This is a genomic window from Gemella sp. (genome assembly GCF_057272915.1).
On record NZ_DBHIUF010000029.1, the window covers coordinates 1 to 15,135 of the forward strand.

At 30.0% G+C, this 15,135-nt stretch carries 16 protein-coding genes and 6 tRNA genes; 1 reads left to right on the plus strand and 21 read right to left on the minus strand.

Annotated elements, in window-relative coordinates; all coding sequences use genetic code 11:
* Nucleotides 1-69: 69 nt before the first annotated feature.
* The 21 genes from der to ACO6OL_RS08160 form a co-directional block, all read right to left on the minus strand.
* Nucleotides 70-1,377 (minus strand): ribosome biogenesis GTPase Der, encoded by a 1,308-nt coding sequence (gene der / locus ACO6OL_RS08060; RefSeq protein ID WP_485490969.1) that lies wholly within the window; start codon nucleotides 1,375-1,377, stop codon nucleotides 70-72.
* A gap of 155 nt (nucleotides 1,378-1,532) precedes the next feature.
* Entirely contained in the window at nucleotides 1,533-2,741 is a 1,209-nt protein-coding gene (gene rpsA / locus ACO6OL_RS08065; protein WP_485502775.1) for a 30S ribosomal protein S1, read from the minus strand.
* A gap of 81 nt (nucleotides 2,742-2,822) precedes the next feature.
* A complete protein-coding gene (gene trmD, locus ACO6OL_RS08070; protein ID WP_485490970.1) occupies nucleotides 2,823-3,554 on the minus strand; it encodes a tRNA (guanosine(37)-N1)-methyltransferase TrmD in 732 nt (243 codons plus the stop codon).
* The gene (gene rimM, locus ACO6OL_RS08075; RefSeq protein WP_485502776.1) at nucleotides 3,554-4,063 is read right to left on the minus strand and encodes a ribosome maturation factor RimM; all 510 of its coding nucleotides are present in this window, start codon (nucleotides 4,061-4,063) and stop codon (nucleotides 3,554-3,556) included. Before rimM ends, trmD begins: the two co-directional genes overlap by 1 nt.
* Before the next feature lie 31 nt (nucleotides 4,064-4,094).
* Nucleotides 4,095-5,654: a PhnE/PtxC family ABC transporter permease gene (locus ACO6OL_RS08080; protein WP_485502777.1), complete on the minus strand. Its 1,560-nt coding sequence runs from the start codon at nucleotides 5,652-5,654 to the stop codon at nucleotides 4,095-4,097.
* Nucleotides 5,629-6,366 (minus strand): phosphonate ABC transporter ATP-binding protein, encoded by a 738-nt coding sequence (gene phnC, locus ACO6OL_RS08085; protein ID WP_314160410.1) that lies wholly within the window; start codon nucleotides 6,364-6,366, stop codon nucleotides 5,629-5,631. The genes ACO6OL_RS08080 and phnC overlap by 26 nt, the downstream gene beginning before the upstream one ends.
* Before the next feature lie 215 nt (nucleotides 6,367-6,581).
* Complete coding sequence (locus ACO6OL_RS08090; RefSeq protein ID WP_314397199.1) at nucleotides 6,582-6,929, minus strand: DUF6568 family protein; 348 nt, start codon at nucleotides 6,927-6,929, stop codon at nucleotides 6,582-6,584.
* Between the two features lie 148 nt (nucleotides 6,930-7,077).
* Nucleotides 7,078-7,153, minus strand: a tRNA-His gene (locus ACO6OL_RS08095).
* A 26-nt stretch (nucleotides 7,154-7,179) separates the two neighbouring features.
* A tRNA-Phe gene (locus tag ACO6OL_RS08100) sits at nucleotides 7,180-7,252 on the minus strand.
* A gap of 5 nt (nucleotides 7,253-7,257) precedes the next feature.
* A tRNA-Asp gene (locus ACO6OL_RS08105) sits at nucleotides 7,258-7,333 on the minus strand.
* A 30-nt stretch (nucleotides 7,334-7,363) separates the two neighbouring features.
* Nucleotides 7,364-7,438 (minus strand) — tRNA-Glu (locus ACO6OL_RS08110).
* An 11-nt stretch (nucleotides 7,439-7,449) separates the two neighbouring features.
* Nucleotides 7,450-7,537, minus strand: a tRNA-Ser gene (locus ACO6OL_RS08115).
* Between the two features lie 2 nt (nucleotides 7,538-7,539).
* Nucleotides 7,540-7,613: transfer RNA gene (locus ACO6OL_RS08120), tRNA-Asn, on the minus strand.
* Between the two features lie 200 nt (nucleotides 7,614-7,813).
* On the minus strand, nucleotides 7,814-8,698 hold the full coding sequence (locus tag ACO6OL_RS08125; RefSeq protein WP_485502778.1) for a phosphate/phosphite/phosphonate ABC transporter substrate-binding protein: 885 nt from the start codon (nucleotides 8,696-8,698) through the stop codon (nucleotides 7,814-7,816).
* A gap of 281 nt (nucleotides 8,699-8,979) precedes the next feature.
* On the minus strand, nucleotides 8,980-9,750 hold the full coding sequence (locus tag ACO6OL_RS08130; protein ID WP_485502779.1) for a YlmH family RNA-binding protein: 771 nt from the start codon (nucleotides 9,748-9,750) through the stop codon (nucleotides 8,980-8,982).
* 7 nt (nucleotides 9,751-9,757) lie between these two features.
* A complete protein-coding gene (locus ACO6OL_RS08135) occupies nucleotides 9,758-10,036 on the minus strand; it encodes a YggT family protein (RefSeq protein ID WP_485502780.1) in 279 nt (92 codons plus the stop codon).
* Between the two features lie 2 nt (nucleotides 10,037-10,038).
* Complete coding sequence (locus ACO6OL_RS08140; protein WP_314160405.1) at nucleotides 10,039-10,461, minus strand: cell division protein SepF; 423 nt, start codon at nucleotides 10,459-10,461, stop codon at nucleotides 10,039-10,041.
* Between the two features lie 449 nt (nucleotides 10,462-10,910).
* On the minus strand, nucleotides 10,911-12,059 hold the full coding sequence (locus ACO6OL_RS08145; RefSeq protein WP_314160404.1) for an AI-2E family transporter: 1,149 nt from the start codon (nucleotides 12,057-12,059) through the stop codon (nucleotides 10,911-10,913).
* 20 nt (nucleotides 12,060-12,079) lie between these two features.
* On the minus strand, nucleotides 12,080-12,286 hold the full coding sequence (locus tag ACO6OL_RS08150; RefSeq protein ID WP_314160403.1) for a DUF1146 family protein: 207 nt from the start codon (nucleotides 12,284-12,286) through the stop codon (nucleotides 12,080-12,082).
* Between the two features lie 22 nt (nucleotides 12,287-12,308).
* A complete protein-coding gene (gene corA, locus ACO6OL_RS08155; RefSeq protein ID WP_314160402.1) occupies nucleotides 12,309-13,262 on the minus strand; it encodes a magnesium/cobalt transporter CorA in 954 nt (317 codons plus the stop codon).
* A 68-nt stretch (nucleotides 13,263-13,330) separates the two neighbouring features.
* Nucleotides 13,331-14,086: a TrmH family RNA methyltransferase gene (locus ACO6OL_RS08160; protein ID WP_314160401.1), complete on the minus strand. Its 756-nt coding sequence runs from the start codon at nucleotides 14,084-14,086 to the stop codon at nucleotides 13,331-13,333.
* A gap of 120 nt (nucleotides 14,087-14,206) precedes the next feature.
* Here ACO6OL_RS08160 and ACO6OL_RS08165 point away from each other — a divergent pair, with 120 nt between their 5' ends.
* Nucleotides 14,207-14,593, plus strand: coding sequence for a rhodanese-like domain-containing protein (locus ACO6OL_RS08165; RefSeq protein ID WP_294683053.1), 387 nt, complete (start codon nucleotides 14,207-14,209; stop codon nucleotides 14,591-14,593).
* Nucleotides 14,594-15,135: the final 542 nt, after the last annotated feature.

A 15,135-nucleotide genomic window follows, 5' to 3' on the forward strand; every position in this document is an offset into this window, starting at 1 on the left:
TTATAAATTTAAATACGGCTGATATTTATTATCAACCGTATTTATTATAGACCCAATATATTTCTCCTATTAGTTTCGTTGTCTAGCTAATAGTTTAATCGGCGTTCCTTCAAAATTAAACGAATCACGAATTCTATTCTCTAAAAATCTCTCATAAGAGAAGTGCATAAGTTCTGGATAATTCACAAAGAACACGAATGTTGGTGGATTAATAGCAACTTGTGATGCATAGAAAATATTAAGTCTCTTACCTTTATCTTGAGGTGTTGGATTCATAGCAACGGCATCAACAACAATCTCATTAAGGGTTGAGCTTTGAATACGACGTTGTCTATTTTCAAATGATTCTTTAATTAATGGGAAGATGTTAAATACACGTTGTTTAGTTTTTGCTGAAACATAAATGATTTTAGCATAATCTAAGTATGCAAAACTATCACGAATTTTTTCATCAAATTCTTTCATAGTCTTATCATCTTTAGCGATTGCATCCCATTTATTAACAACGATAATTACACCTTTTCCAGATTCGTGTGCATATCCTGCTACTTTCTTATCTTGTTCAATAATACCTTCCTCAGCATTAAGAACTACTAAGACGACGTCAGAACGTTCAATAGCTTTAAGAGAACGAAGTACAGAATACTTCTCGCAGCTCTCATATACTTTACCACGTTTTCTGATACCAGCTGTATCGATTACTACATATTCATCACCATTGTGTTTAAAATCAGTATCGATTGCATCACGAGTAGTTCCAGCGATATCAGATGCAATAACACGTTCTTCACCTAAAATCGTATTGATTAAACTAGATTTACCAACGTTAGGACGCCCGATAAGAGAGAATCTAATTTTGTCATCTTCTTCCTCTTCTTCTTGAACTTTAAAGTTTTTGCATACTTCATCAAGTAAGTCACCGATACCTAAACCGTGTGATCCAGAAATTGGGAATGGATCACCAAATCCTAATGAATAGAAATCATAAATCATATGATTCATATCAAAGTTATCAATTTTGTTTACTGCAAGTACAACTGGTTTATCTGTTTTATAAAGTAGTCTAGCAACTTCTTCATCATCACTAGTTACACCATCACGACCATTTGTTAAGAAAATAATAACATCTGCCTCGTCGATTGCTAATTCAGCTTGTGCTCTAATTTGTTTTTGGAAAGGAGTATCTTCTAACTCAATTCCTCCAGTATCTATCATAAAGAATGAGTAATTTAACCATTCTGCTTTTGAGTATATTCTATCACGAGTAACACCCGCTACGTCTTCCACGATAGATAATCTATCACCAATAATTTTATTGAAAATTGTAGATTTCCCGACGTTTGGTCTACCTATTATCGCAACTGTTGGTTTTGCCATGTTTTTACCTCCATATCTTTAAATATTTTTTAACTAAATAACGAAAATTAAATATTTAATTACAGGCTTTAACTAATTCTCGTTATCTATTTCTACCTAAAAAATAAAAGCAATAGACAAGCTATCTACTGCCTTTATTTCATTATTTTTTCAAATTAAAGTTCGATATCTTTAAATTTGTCCCCTAGATTGAATGAAGTATCTTCATCTTTTAAGTAAGAAGTATCGTATTCAGCTTCTTCCTTAACTTCTTCTTTAACTGGTTTTTCTAGTAAATCTTTGATTGATAAAGATAATCTTTCGCTTTCAAAATCGAATTCTAAAACTTTTACGTTTACTTTATCACCTTTTTTAAGAACGTCTTCTACGTTTGTTACTCTTTCGTGAGAAATTTGAGAAATGTGAACTAATCCTTCTACATCTGGTAATACTTCAACAAATGCTCCAAATGCAGTTGTGTTACGAACAACACCCTCTAATACATCGCCAGCTTTAATTGTAGCACGAGCTACTTCCCATTGTGTTGGTAATAAAGTTTTAGCAGAAAGTGAAACTTTTTCATTTTCTTTATCTACAGCGATAACCGCAACTTTAACAGTGTCTCCAACTGAAAGTACATCAGCAACTTTCTCTACACGAGCGTGAGAAATTTCAGAGATATGTAATAATCCATCAACTTCACCAATATTTACGAATGCTCCAAAGTCAGTAATACGACTAACTTTACCTTCAATTACATCACCTTCGTTAATATTTCCGTATACTTCAGCTAATTTTTTAGCTTTTTCTTCTTCTAAGATTACACGTCTGTTTAAGATAATTTTATTTTTAGATTTATCTACTTCTTCAATTTTGAATGTGTATTCATTTCCTACAAATTTAGATAGGTCTTTTCTGAATTTAGTATCAATATATGAACCTGGAATAAATGCACGTAATCCTTCTACATCAGCTAATAATCCACCTTTAGTTTGTCCAGAAACTGTAGCTTGAATTAATTCTCCGTTTTCGAATTTTTCGATTAAACCATTCCAAGATAATTCTACTAATTTTTTATATTCAGCATTTTCTAAAATTTTGTGTGATAAGTAGATTACACCAGGTACATCTTCTGATCTTTTTTCACGATCAGCTCTAATTCCTGTTACTTGAGCTTCTACTTCATCACCAACTGATAATACGTCTTCAATGTTTTCAAATGGTTTTCTAGTAATTTGATTACGTAAAATTACGCAGTCATATTGAGCTCCTGCTACATCTACATATACTTTATCGCTATCGATTTTTGATACTGTACCAGTTACTTTATCTCCTTTTTTCAGCATTTCTGAGCTATTTAATAATTCCTCAAATGAAGTTGTCATTACTTCTAATCCTCCTGTGCTTACAATACATACTATATTAATATTATACATCAAAAATACAGTTATGTCATTTATTTTATGTTAATTTTTTAATTCTTTTTTTATTTCATCAAGTAATTTAGCTTCTTCTTTACTTAATTCATAGTTTTCCAGTAAATCTGGTCGTCTAGTCAACGTTCTTCGAAGACTTTCTTTTTTTCGGTAAATCTCTATATTTTTATGATGACCACTTGTCAACACATCAGGAACGACCATCCCTTTATAATCTTTCGGACGTGTATATTGCGGATATTCTAATAAACCAGTTGAAAACGAATCATCCTTGTGAGATTCTTCTTTTCCTAGAACATCTGGAACAAGGCGTGCGATACTATCAACCATTGTCATCGCCGCAAATTCTCCACCTGTTAAAATAAAATCACCAATAGAAAGTTCATCCGTTACTAGATATTCTCTAATTCTTTCATCATATCCTTCGTAGTGACCACAGATGAAAATCAAGTGCTCTTCTTCTGAAAGTTCTTCCGCTTTTTTCTGACTAAATCTCTCACCTTGTGGGCAAAGTAAAATTATTCGTGTTTTATCCGTTTTATCTAAACTCTCAACAGCATTAAATATCGGTTCTGGTTTCAATACCATTCCTTGACCCCCACCAAATGGATAATCGTCTACTTGGTTATGTTTATTACCAGAAAATTTACGATAATCAACTATATTTATATCCAATAACTTATTATCTTTTGCTTTTCCTAAGATTGAATGATTTAATGAATCAAACATATCTGGGAACAACGTTAATATATCAATCTTCATTAATCAATTAACCCTTCCATAACTTCGATATCAATTCTTTTATTAGCAACATCAATTTCCTTAACCACATCTTCAATGTAAGGTATTAAAATTTCTTTACCATTTTCTGCTTTTATTACCCACACATCATTTGCACCAGGAGTAAGGATCTCAACTATCTCACCTAGTGATTTGTTATTTTCATCAAATACCTCGCATCCGATGATTTCATGGAAATAAAACTCATTTTCTTCAAGTTCTCCAATATTATCAGAATCAATTTTAATTTGTAGATTTTTAAATTTTTCTGCTTCTTCTATTGTATCAATTCCTACAAATTTTACTAGAAGATTATTTTTATGTGTTCTGTAGCTTTCTACAACTACTTCTTTAACAACTTGATTTCCTCTAGTTATTAATAATTCACTACCCTTTTCAAAACGTTGTTCTTCAAAGTCAGTTGATGAAATTACTTTCACCTCTCCTTTTAAAGAATGAGTATTCACAATTTTTCCAACTTTTAAGCGCATTTATTTCTCCTTGTTTTAATATTTTCTTCAATTATTTTTTTACTCTCATTCTAATAAAGTATGAGATATTTTCTATAATAATTATCGATAACGATAAACCAATTAATAATGTTGAAATTCTATTCCAATTTCTATATTCTATATTATTTACAAGCAAATGTCCAATACCACCTGCACCAACCATACCTAAAATAGTTGAATTTTTGATATTTGACTCAAATCTATATAAAACTATAGTAACGAATTCAGGGAAGTATCCATTAAATATTATTTTAACATAACTAATAAAACTTCCAAGTCCTAGACTTTTTGTCATTAATAATACATTATTATTAATTCCTTCTAAGACCTCATTATACATTTTCGTCATAACACCAACTGTATAAATATATAATGCAAAGAAGCTACTAATAGCTCCAGGTCCAAATCCTCTAAAGAATATTAATGCCACTATTATTGGTGGAAATGTTCTTAATACATTTATTAACACCTTCATCGATAATGCTTTATATTTCCCAAAAAGATTCACCGATGATAAATACGATGTAAAGATAGCCGTTACAGCAGCGAAGATTGTTGCACTAAAAGCAATTTCTACACTCACAAACAACTCACTAAGCATCTTCGGCATATATGCTAAATCTGGATGAATTATACCATTACCAAGAACCTTTAATTGCTTTAATCCAATAAAAAATCTTTCTTGTGTTATATGTATAAAATTAGTAACGTAAATCAGACTTCCTATTAAAACAAGCGGAATTGCACCTTTTACTAAATTCTTTCTAAAAATAAATTTCTCAAAAGTTAACTGAGAAGTATTTTGTAAATTTCTAAAATAATAACTCACTAAATCGATTACAAAAATTAAAATAACAAGAGTAATAATTATTATAGAAACTCTATCATATCTTAAATGATTTAGCTCTTGCCATAATCTTTGACCTATTCCACCTGCTCCAACTAATCCTAAAACACTTGCTCCACGGATACTTGATTCCAAAGTTAAAAAGTATACCGAGATAACTTGGGGCTTAAGATTAGACAAAATCGCATTTTTATAAATAATAAATTTTGAAGCTCCTAATGATTCCATAGCTTCTAACTGTTTAATCTCGACTTCCTCTGCATATTCTTTCAATAACTTAGCTGATGTTAGAATATTTATTAAATAAATACTCACAAAACCACTAAATACTCCAGTACTAAATAAACTTACTAATATAGCTGCGATTATTAAAAATGGCATAGTTCTAAAAACAGAGAATATCGCACTAAATATTTTTGGAATTACCTTAAGTTTAAATAGTACATTAGTTAGAATTGGTAATAATAATAAAGTCGTACATAAAGCTAATATCGATGAAAATAATGCGATATTAATAGTTTCTACTATTGGCTGTTTCAATTCAGGTAAAATAGAAAAATCTATAGGATACATACGCCCAAGAAGATTCTGTATCCTTTTAAAACCTAGTGAAAAAGTCTTTGTATCATATTGATTATAAGCCATTAATACAATAGAAGTAATAAAAAAGACTGACACTATCCTTGTTATTGTTTTCTTAATTATAAAGTTCTTCAAATTCATCTTTAGTCACCTTCTCAGAATCTTTATAAAATAAAACTTTTCCATCCTTTAATCCTAAAATCTTAGTGCTATATTTTTTCGCAAGATTAACATCGTGAAGATTTATAAGCACTGTAATTCCATTTTGTTCATTTAACTTTTTGAAAGTATCCATTATAAGTGTCGTATTCTTTTCGTCTAAGCTACTTACAGGTTCATCAGCTAGCAAAATCTTTGGATTCTGCGCCAACGCTTTTGCGATGGCTACCCTTTGTTTTTGACCACCTGACAAATACTTAGACTTTTTAAAAGCCTCGTCCTCTAATCCAACTTGCTTTAAGAAATCAACACCTTCATTATATTCTTTTTTTGTATATCCTAATAAAAGACCCAAGACAGATTTTTTTACCAAATAAGGTGTTAAAACATTTTCAACAGTATATAAATTATCTAATACATTGTAATCCTGAAATATAAAGGCTATATCTCTTCTGATAAGTTTTAACTTTGACTTATTAGAATTAATTATATCCTCACCTGCTATGTTGATTTCACCAGACTTGGGTCTATTCAACAAGTTCAAACAACGCAGTAAGGTCGATTTCCCCGCTCCACTCTTCCCAACAATCGCGACAAAATCCCCCTTAGGAACTTCAAATGATATATCATTTAATATATTTTTCACACCATAATTAAAAATTAGATTTTTCACTTCTAACTTTTCGCTTTTCACTTCATCACCTCATTAATTTTATAATGAATTATAAAATAGACCAAACTATGTAGTTAGTAAAATTTTATAATTACTATTATATCACTTAAAATAGTTTTTTTCAGTATTTTAATATTACATTTTATTTAATATTTAATCGTATTAGTACTTAACTTAATATTTCCACATTAAGATAAAACAAAAACTCGCCTACATAGAATAGACGAGTAGAAATATTATTTAATAAATGATGTAATTTCTTCAACAGATAAGCTAGAATCACATACTACTTTAACTTCGCCAGCTTCTGCTACTAATAAACCTGGAACAGTTCTTACTGAGTATTTTTCGCGTAGTGATTCAATTCCTGAAGCATCAGAAAAATCTTGTGAGTCGATAAAGAACGCTTCTACTTTATTAGAAACTACCACTTCACTTAATTTTGGCATAAATTTTCTGCAAAATGGGCATGATGATCTCCCGATAAATAATACAAATTTTTCTCTTGATTCAATTTTCTCAAAAGCAGTTTTTGAATCTATAACTTTAAAATTCTCTAAGTATTCTTCAAATGTTTTTTCCATGTTTTTATCTCCTAATATTTTTATAGATATTATTTTACTCTTCTTTTAATAAATTTGCTAATTTTTTGCTTACAAAAGTAATCAAATTCTAAAAAATAAAAAAGAAGCAATGTGTACTTACACTACTTCTTCGCTCTAATTCAAAAAATGGGGCGGCTGAGGGGAATCGAACCCCCGAATGTCGGAACCACAATCCGATGCGTTAACCACTTCGCCACAGCCGCCAAAATATTAAGATAAAATAAAAAAATGCCTTGAGACAGAGTCGAACTGCCGACACATGGAGCTTCAATCCATTGCTCTACCAACTGAGCTATCAAGGCAATAATGGCGGTCCCGACGGGAATCGAACCCGCGATCTCCTGCGTGACAGGCAGGCGTGATAACCGCTACACCACGGGACCTAACTCTTATTCTCAATATATTAATTCAAATGGTGACCCGTACGGGATTCGAACCCGTGTTACCGCCGTGAAAGGGCGGTGTCTTAACCACTTGACCAACGGGCCAATAAAAAAAACGGAGCAGGAGGGATTTGAACCCTCGCGCCGGTTTCCCGACCTACACCCTTAGCAGGGGCGCCTCTTCAGCCTCTTGAGTACTACTCCAACTCCACAGGCAGGACTCGAACCTGCGACCCTCTGATTAACAGTCAGATGCTACTACCAACTGAGCTACTGTGGATAAATATTTGTGTTCCTAACGAACAATATTTATTATACAAAAATATTAACATAATGTCAATACTTTTGTATAACTTTTTTTCTGTTTTTTTATCTCCATTTGATAAAGAGCTCTTAAACAATGATATATCAGCGTTTAAGAGCCCCATAAAAGTATTGTTTTTATTGAAAATAATTAAACTTATTTTCTAGTTACCCTTATTACTTAACTTTATTTAAGTCTATATTCATTTTTTCAGAGATTTTTTCTATAGCTTTATATGCGTCATTATTTGGTTCTTCAAACCCTGTAATACTAAATAAATTTGTTAATATTTGTATAGTTTCTTTATCATTTTGAATTTCTAATAAGGCTTGCTTAACTTTTTTCTGAGTTTCTTCATCAAGATTATTTGATGCAACTACCGTTACCCCTGGGATTAATTCACTTTTAGCGATTGGGTGAATATCCTCTTTTAAAGTTGGAAATTCTTTAGTATATTTTCTAATCACATTTTCATAACTTGCCACAGCATCAACATCTTTATTTAGTAATAATTGTAAACTTTTGTCGTGTCCGCCACTAAATTGATACTGGATATCTTTTTCTAAATCAATACCAGCTTCTTTCATCATAGCTCCCGCATAAATATAACCAGAAGCTGAAGATGGATCGACAAAGGCTATTTTCTTACCTTTTAAATCAGCTATGCTTTTTATATTAGAATCTTTTCTAACAAAAACTTCTGCAAAGTAACCTGGTTTACCACTAGTACTTCTTCCCACAAGAAGATTTTTTGTGTTACTTTGCTTATTAGAAAGAACTGCTGAAAAAGGAGGAACTAGACCAAAGTCTACACTTCCACTGCCTATTCCTTCAATAACCCCTATATAGCTACTCGCTGTAAAGACTTCTACCTTCATTCCTAGTTTGTCACCCAGTGCTTTAGCAAATGGAGTTAGATCATCTACTAATTTTTCACTATTACTACTTGGAACTACTCCAAGTTTTAAAACTTTTTCTTCTTTTGTTGTACTTTTTTGAGAACATCCAATTAAAGAAAATACCAATAAAAAAGAAAAAATAGTTAATAATATTTTTTTCATTTTATTTACCTCATATTTGTATATATTTTGTTTTATACAACAAAGTATATCACATTATTTCCTTAAAAAAAATGAAAACGCTCATAAATTAGCAATAAAAAAATGGGAGTGACTCATAAATCATGATTTTGAAGAATCAAGATTTTGTCGAGTCACCCCACACAGTTTATTAGATATCTAAAAGCTTTTATAAAGCGAATTTAGATATCAATAAACCACTGCGTCTATGAGTTATCATATGAACTTTATTAAATGTTCGGACTTTTAAGTCATCCCCATCTTTATACTAATTTTGAAATTGTTATTCTATATTTTAAACTTTTTTTATTTTGTTTAAAGTTTTTAACTACAAATCTTCCGTATTTTCTAATTGAAATAATATCATCTGTATTGCAAATTTTCTCTCCATTCCTATAAACAACATGATTTAACTTTATGAAATCTTGTTCTAGAAATTCTTTAATTTTGCTGCGTGATTTATTAGTAATTTTAGCCACAATAGAATCTAATCTGAAAGATGAACTCACTATCTCAAAATCTTCATATTTTTTTTCAATTTGAACATTAGTCAAATCCACTCTATCAAACTTTAGATTTACTCTTCCTGCTTTTGTAAATTCCATAGCTATAAAATCAGCAATTTCTTCATCTACAAAAATATAAACCTCATCTTCTAGGACAATAATATCTCCAAATCTATTGAAATTAATCCCCAGATTATGGATTGCCCCTAAGATATTTCTATGTTCTACTTTGTTAAATTTATTATTGAATTTTGCCTTTAAACAAATAATATCGTAATCTACATCATAATATTCATTAGAAATAATCTTAGCTTTTTTTCTCTCTGCATCACTAAAACCACCGAAATACTCAACTTTAAAATCACTGTAGTTATAGGCTACTATTTGTCCCAAAACTACTTGTTCAAAATTTGTTAAAAACTTTGTAACAGTATTACGATTTTCTACAAAACTAATACTTTGCAATAATTTTTCAGCTACTTCTCTTTGCTCAGCAGATACCTGTTGTAAAAAATTTAATTTATTCATGGCATTACTATAATTTAAACAATAATGTTATTATTAAATTTTCTATAACACTCAAAACAACAAGGGCTGCAACTGGCGAGATATCCAACATTCCCAAAGGTGGAATTATCTTTCTAAAGACTTTTAGATACGGTTCACAAATTGCTTCTAAAAATTCTACAATAATATTATTTTTAATTTGCGGTACCCAAGAAGTTAAAATATACGCTAACAAACTATATTCGTAAAAATTAAATAAATATTTCACAAATTTATATACCCAAAAATATTCTGTTATATTAAGCAAAATTAATACTCTCCTTCGTAAAAGTCTCCTGAAACTTCAACGCCATTTGGTACACAAAGATATATATCTTCACCGATAGTTTTCAATCGAGCACCTAAAGCATAAATTCCCCCAGATATAAAATCTAATAATCTGTCAGATGTTTCAATATCCAATTTACTTAAGTTTATAATCACCACTTTATTACGTTTAATATCATCTACAATATCTTTACTGTCCGCAAATACTAACGGTTCTGTTAATATCACGTTATTAGTTCTTCCTGTTGATTGACTTTGTACATTTTGTTTACTTGCCACTGAAGTCTCCTTTTTCACCGCTTTTGGCTTCGGTTGTTCTTGTCTTACTTGTTCTTTTTCTACTACTTCATCCTCAAAATCTTCTTCGCCTACGAAAAGATTATTGAATTTTTTCATCATACTCATATTCTCAAACCTCAACTTACTTATATTTAACTATATTATTATAGCATGGAAGTCATAATTTATAAAGTAATAAACTTAAAAACACTTGCAAAAAAAGATTAAATTAAATATTTCGAACTCACTTTTTAAGAATATTATTTCTCTCCACACTTTATTTTGTAGTACTAATAAAAACTTATCAACTAAGTTTCGGTTATGTAATAAATTCGTAGCAGAAAAAAATTCAGTTTCGAATTTTAATTTTTACATTCAAAAAGAAAAAGGGAGTGATTCAAAAATTATGATTTTGAAGAAATCAATTTTGTTGAATCACTCCCGCAAAATTTATTCGATATCTAAAAAGCTTTCACGAAACGAATTTAGATATCAATAAACCTACAGTGCATATGAGTTCTTAATAAACTTTTCCAATAAAATTTGAGTCTTTTGAGTCAGCACTTTCCTATTTATTAACCATAGAATTTGTTATATCTATCTTTAATTGAAAGTAATAATTTACCCACTAACACTTTTAAAATCGAGTATACTGGTATCCCTAAAATAGCACCAACTACTCCCGAAATATTAACTCCAATAAGAATCACAAAGATTACAGTAAGTGGATGCATATTCATGCTTCTTCCCATAATATTTGGAGAAATGATATTCCCTTCTAAGAACTGCACAATCCCCCATACTACAAGCATTTTAACTATCATTACCCAACTTGTTGAAGCCGCAACCAACATAGCTGGTGTTATAGCGATAACTGGTCCAAGATAAGGCACAATACTTAAAAAAGCCGCTATAGTAGCTAATGAAAAGGAATAATGTAATCCTATTATATTATAGCCAAAAAATAACATAACCCCAATACAAAGAGAAACTAACATTTGCCCTTGGATATATGAACCGACTTTTTCATCAATTTCATCAATTGTTTCAGCTACAGGTTGTTCAAGTTTTTTCGGTAATAAACTAATCACAAATTTATTAAAATGCGATGCATCCTTTAATAAAAAGAATAACACAAAAGGCATAGTAACTAAAACTGAAGCAGTAGAAGAAATAGAGGATACTACTCCTTGAGCAACAGATGTAGCTATACTTACTAATCTTTCACTTATCTTAGAAACATTAAGATTATTATTTACATATTCCACAACCACCTGTACATATGCATTATCAGAATACATTTCTAAGTACCCTTTAACTATTTCTATATATCTTGGCAACGAAGTAATCAAATTCTGTGTTTGTTCTACAATAATAGGAACTACTCCGATAATTACAATTAGAATAGTAATTATTCCGACGAATATCGCAAGCAAACTACCTATAAACCTTGACATTTTCTTTTCAAAGAAATTCACCAACGGATTCAACATGTAGTAAAATACATACGCAACTATTATAGGAGTGATTATACTTGAAACTATCGTATTTATCGGTGTAAATATATACGATATTTCAGTATAAAGATAGATAGCTATTCCCAGCAAAATAACTATTAATAGTATGTAAATTATAAACTTACCACCTATAAAAGCTAGCAATTTATCTTCGCGGGACTTTTCTAATCTTGATTCTTTTTTATTTTTTTCTAATTCTTTATTCATACAATTCCCTTTCTATTAAATTATTTTACAAAATTTAACGATAATTCATAAATTGTAATAATTGTCATATATCCTAAATATCCTAGTGCAAAAGAGATTAATATCACAAAAACTTTAATTTCTCTTGTACTATTTTTCTTGAAGAATTTCCCAAAATCTATTCGTATCATTGAAAAATTCGCAAGTAATATCATAAAAAATAAAATCATTAATTTAAAAATATTCATTATTTCAACCTACTTGATAATACTATTTAAACATATCAAGCCAACCTTTTTTCTTGAAGAACCACAACATACCAAACGCGATACCAAGCATAATCGCCACAACAATATAGTAACCATATTGCCATTCTAATTCTGGCATATATTTGAAGTTCATACCGTACCATCCTACTATGAAGGTTAATGGTAAGAAAATCGTAGATATAACAGTCAGGGTCATCATAATATTATTAGATTTAAGTGAGTTGTATGTCATAAAGTTTTCACGAATATCACTGGCTAACTCACGGTTTGCTTCAATTATCTCTGTCTGTTGAACAAGATCATCATAAATATCGTGGAAATATTTTCTATCGTTATCTGTCATCTCTACACGACGTGAAACTAAAAATCTATGAATAAGCTCACGCATTGGTAGTAATCCACGACGAAGTTTTAACAAATCACTTCGAAGATCAAATACCTCATCCATAATTTTACTTCCAGAAGTATATGAATCTGTTTCCTCAATTTCATCAAGACGATTTTCGATTTTTGAAATTATAGGGATATATCCCTCTACTATTTCTGATACAAGCATGTGCATAACATGTAAAGGTGAATATTCTGCACCACGTTGCAATATTTTTGGTATAATTTTGTTTACGTAACGTATATGTGAGAGGTGAAACGTTACAATATAATTTTTTCCGACAAACATATTTAGAGTTTCATAGTCATCATCTATATTTTTTAATACATGTGATACTAAGAATATTTGTTGTCTTGTAATTTCAATTTTTGGTCTTTGTAAAAGTGTTAAACAGTCTTCAATTAAAAGTTCGTGGAACTTAAAGAATGTCGTTAACAAGTTGATTTCACTACGCGTAGGAGTATCAAAATCGACCCAGAACCATGCTATATCCTGCTCTTTAAGTCTTTCTAAATCAACATCAGTTAGGATATTTCCTTTTTTATCTACTGCTATAGTTTTTAACATTAGATTTCACCTCTCTCATTATTTTCACAATTACAATAATACCACACTTATTATAAATAGTAAATTTATTATTTTAAATTAATAGAAATATAGTGCATTACAATCCCAGCAGCGATAGAAACGTTTAAGCTCTCCGCTCGACCTGGCATTGAAATTTTAAGTAAATTATTTACTTTTAACAAAATTTCTTCACTTACTCCTGCACCTTCATTACCAAAAACAACCGCAACTTTTCCTGTAATATTGTCTAGCTGTTCTATATATTTATCCGCTTTTAAACTAGTTGCAAAAATATTGAAATTCTGCATTTCATCAATTAATTCAGACAAATCTATATTATCAAAACAATCTATATGAAAATTACTCCCCTGTGTACTTCGAATAACCTTTTGCCCATATAAACTTGTAGTTCCTTTACCGAGAATAATACAATCAAAATCAAATGCATCTGCCGTTCTTATAATTGTTCCTAAGTTCCCTGGATCTTGAATCTTATCCAAAATAAGAACCTTACTGTATTTATTAATATCTAATTCTTTTTTATTAATACTACAAACAGCTATAATACCTTGTGTAGTAATTGTACCAGATATACTTTTCATAATACTATCAGCAACTTTTATTAAATCACCATCAAAAGTATCTACTATATTATAATCTTCAAAACTCTCTGAAACGATAATCTCTTCCACCACATTAGCTTCTAATGCTTCTTCAACTAGATGTTTACCTTCAACTAAATACTTACCTAGTTTTTTTATATTTTTATTCTCTTTTAGTTTTTGAATATCTTTTATTTTTTTATTTCCAACCGATGTTATCATTTTGTCTCCAATTATTTATTTTATATTTTTAGCATTCATACTAATTATAATCAATGTTGAACAAATTTTCAAATTATGATATAATTCACTTACAAATATTATAATAAAAAGGAGTTCATTATGTCATCATTTTTACTATCAACAATAGTTTTAGTGGTTGTTTTAGGAGCAGTTGGGCTATTTAATTACTTCAGATTAAAAGGTGCTGTTACAAAACTTCCTTATGAAGAATTCAGAAAAAATCTTAGAAAAGTTCAATTAATCGACGTTAGAGAAAAAGAAGATTTCAAATATGCTCACATTAACGGGGCACGTAACATGCCTTCTTCTCAATTCAATTTCTTATATACATCTTTAAGAAAAGACCAACCTATTTATCTTTGCGATAAAAACGGGACTTTAGCTCCACGTGCTGCTTTAACTCTTAAAAAGAATGGTTATACAAACGTTTATATGCTAAAAAATGGTCTTCAAGATTGGAAAGAAAACCTTAAAACAAAACGATAATTTTTAAAGTACCTAGTTTATTTATAATGCTAGGTATTTTTTATTTGTCTAAAATATTAAAAATTCACAGATGATTAACCTACTTACAAATATTTTCCACGTTAATCCCCCCTGTTGAATACTATAATATTTTATGGGAGTGACTTAAAAATCGTGATTTCGGAGAAATCGATTTTGTCGAGTCATCCCCGCACAGTTTATTAGATATCTAAAAAGCTTTTATAAAGCGAATTTAGATATCAATAAACCACTGCGTCTAGGAGTTATCATATACACTTTGTTAAAATTTAGGACTTTTGGGTCAATCAAAATGGAGGTCTATCAATGACTAAATATTATTATGATCCTACTAATAATCGCGGATATATTCCTGGGAGATATGTTAATAAAGTGGTATTCTTATTAATCACTTTATTTTTAGGACATTTCGGTATTCAATACTTTTATGTAGGAAAAAACTTCAAAGGAATACTATGCCTGCTATTTTGATAGTGTATAATATTTTGTGTAAACAGAAAAGTCAAGAGAAGTTGAAAAAAAAG

Excerpts from the sequence above, each read along its gene's own strand:
- ACO6OL_RS08080 (WP_485502777.1), bottom strand. The coding sequence starts at position 5,654 with ATGAATTTGAAGAACTTTATAATTAAGAAAACAATAACAAGGATAGTG.
- ACO6OL_RS08090 (WP_314397199.1), bottom strand. The coding sequence starts at position 6,929 with ATGGAAAAAACATTTGAAGAATACTTAGAGAATTTTAAAGTTATAGAT.
- ACO6OL_RS08165 (WP_294683053.1), top strand. The coding sequence starts at position 14,207 with ATGTCATCATTTTTACTATCAACAATAGTTTTAGTGGTTGTTTTAGGA.
- ACO6OL_RS08160 (WP_314160401.1), bottom strand. The coding sequence starts at position 14,086 with ATGATAACATCGGTTGGAAATAAAAAAATAAAAGATATTCAAAAACTA.
- ACO6OL_RS08150 (WP_314160403.1), bottom strand. The coding sequence starts at position 12,286 with ATGAATATTTTTAAATTAATGATTTTATTTTTTATGATATTACTTGCG.
- ACO6OL_RS08125 (WP_485502778.1), bottom strand. The coding sequence starts at position 8,698 with ATGAAAAAAATATTATTAACTATTTTTTCTTTTTTATTGGTATTTTCT.
- corA (WP_314160402.1), bottom strand. The coding sequence starts at position 13,262 with ATGTTAAAAACTATAGCAGTAGATAAAAAAGGAAATATCCTAACTGAT.
- rpsA (WP_485502775.1), bottom strand. The coding sequence starts at position 2,741 with ATGACAACTTCATTTGAGGAATTATTAAATAGCTCAGAAATGCTGAAA.
- ACO6OL_RS08145 (WP_314160404.1), bottom strand. The coding sequence starts at position 12,059 with ATGAATAAAGAATTAGAAAAAAATAAAAAAGAATCAAGATTAGAAAAG.
- ACO6OL_RS08130 (WP_485502779.1), bottom strand. The coding sequence starts at position 9,750 with ATGAATAAATTAAATTTTTTACAACAGGTATCTGCTGAGCAAAGAGAA.
- trmD (WP_485490970.1), bottom strand. The coding sequence starts at position 3,554 with ATGAAGATTGATATATTAACGTTGTTCCCAGATATGTTTGATTCATTA.
- der (WP_485490969.1), bottom strand. The coding sequence starts at position 1,377 with ATGGCAAAACCAACAGTTGCGATAATAGGTAGACCAAACGTCGGGAAA.
- ACO6OL_RS08140 (WP_314160405.1), bottom strand. The coding sequence starts at position 10,461 with ATGAGTATGATGAAAAAATTCAATAATCTTTTCGTAGGCGAAGAAGAT.
- rimM (WP_485502776.1), bottom strand. The coding sequence starts at position 4,063 with ATGCGCTTAAAAGTTGGAAAAATTGTGAATACTCATTCTTTAAAAGGA.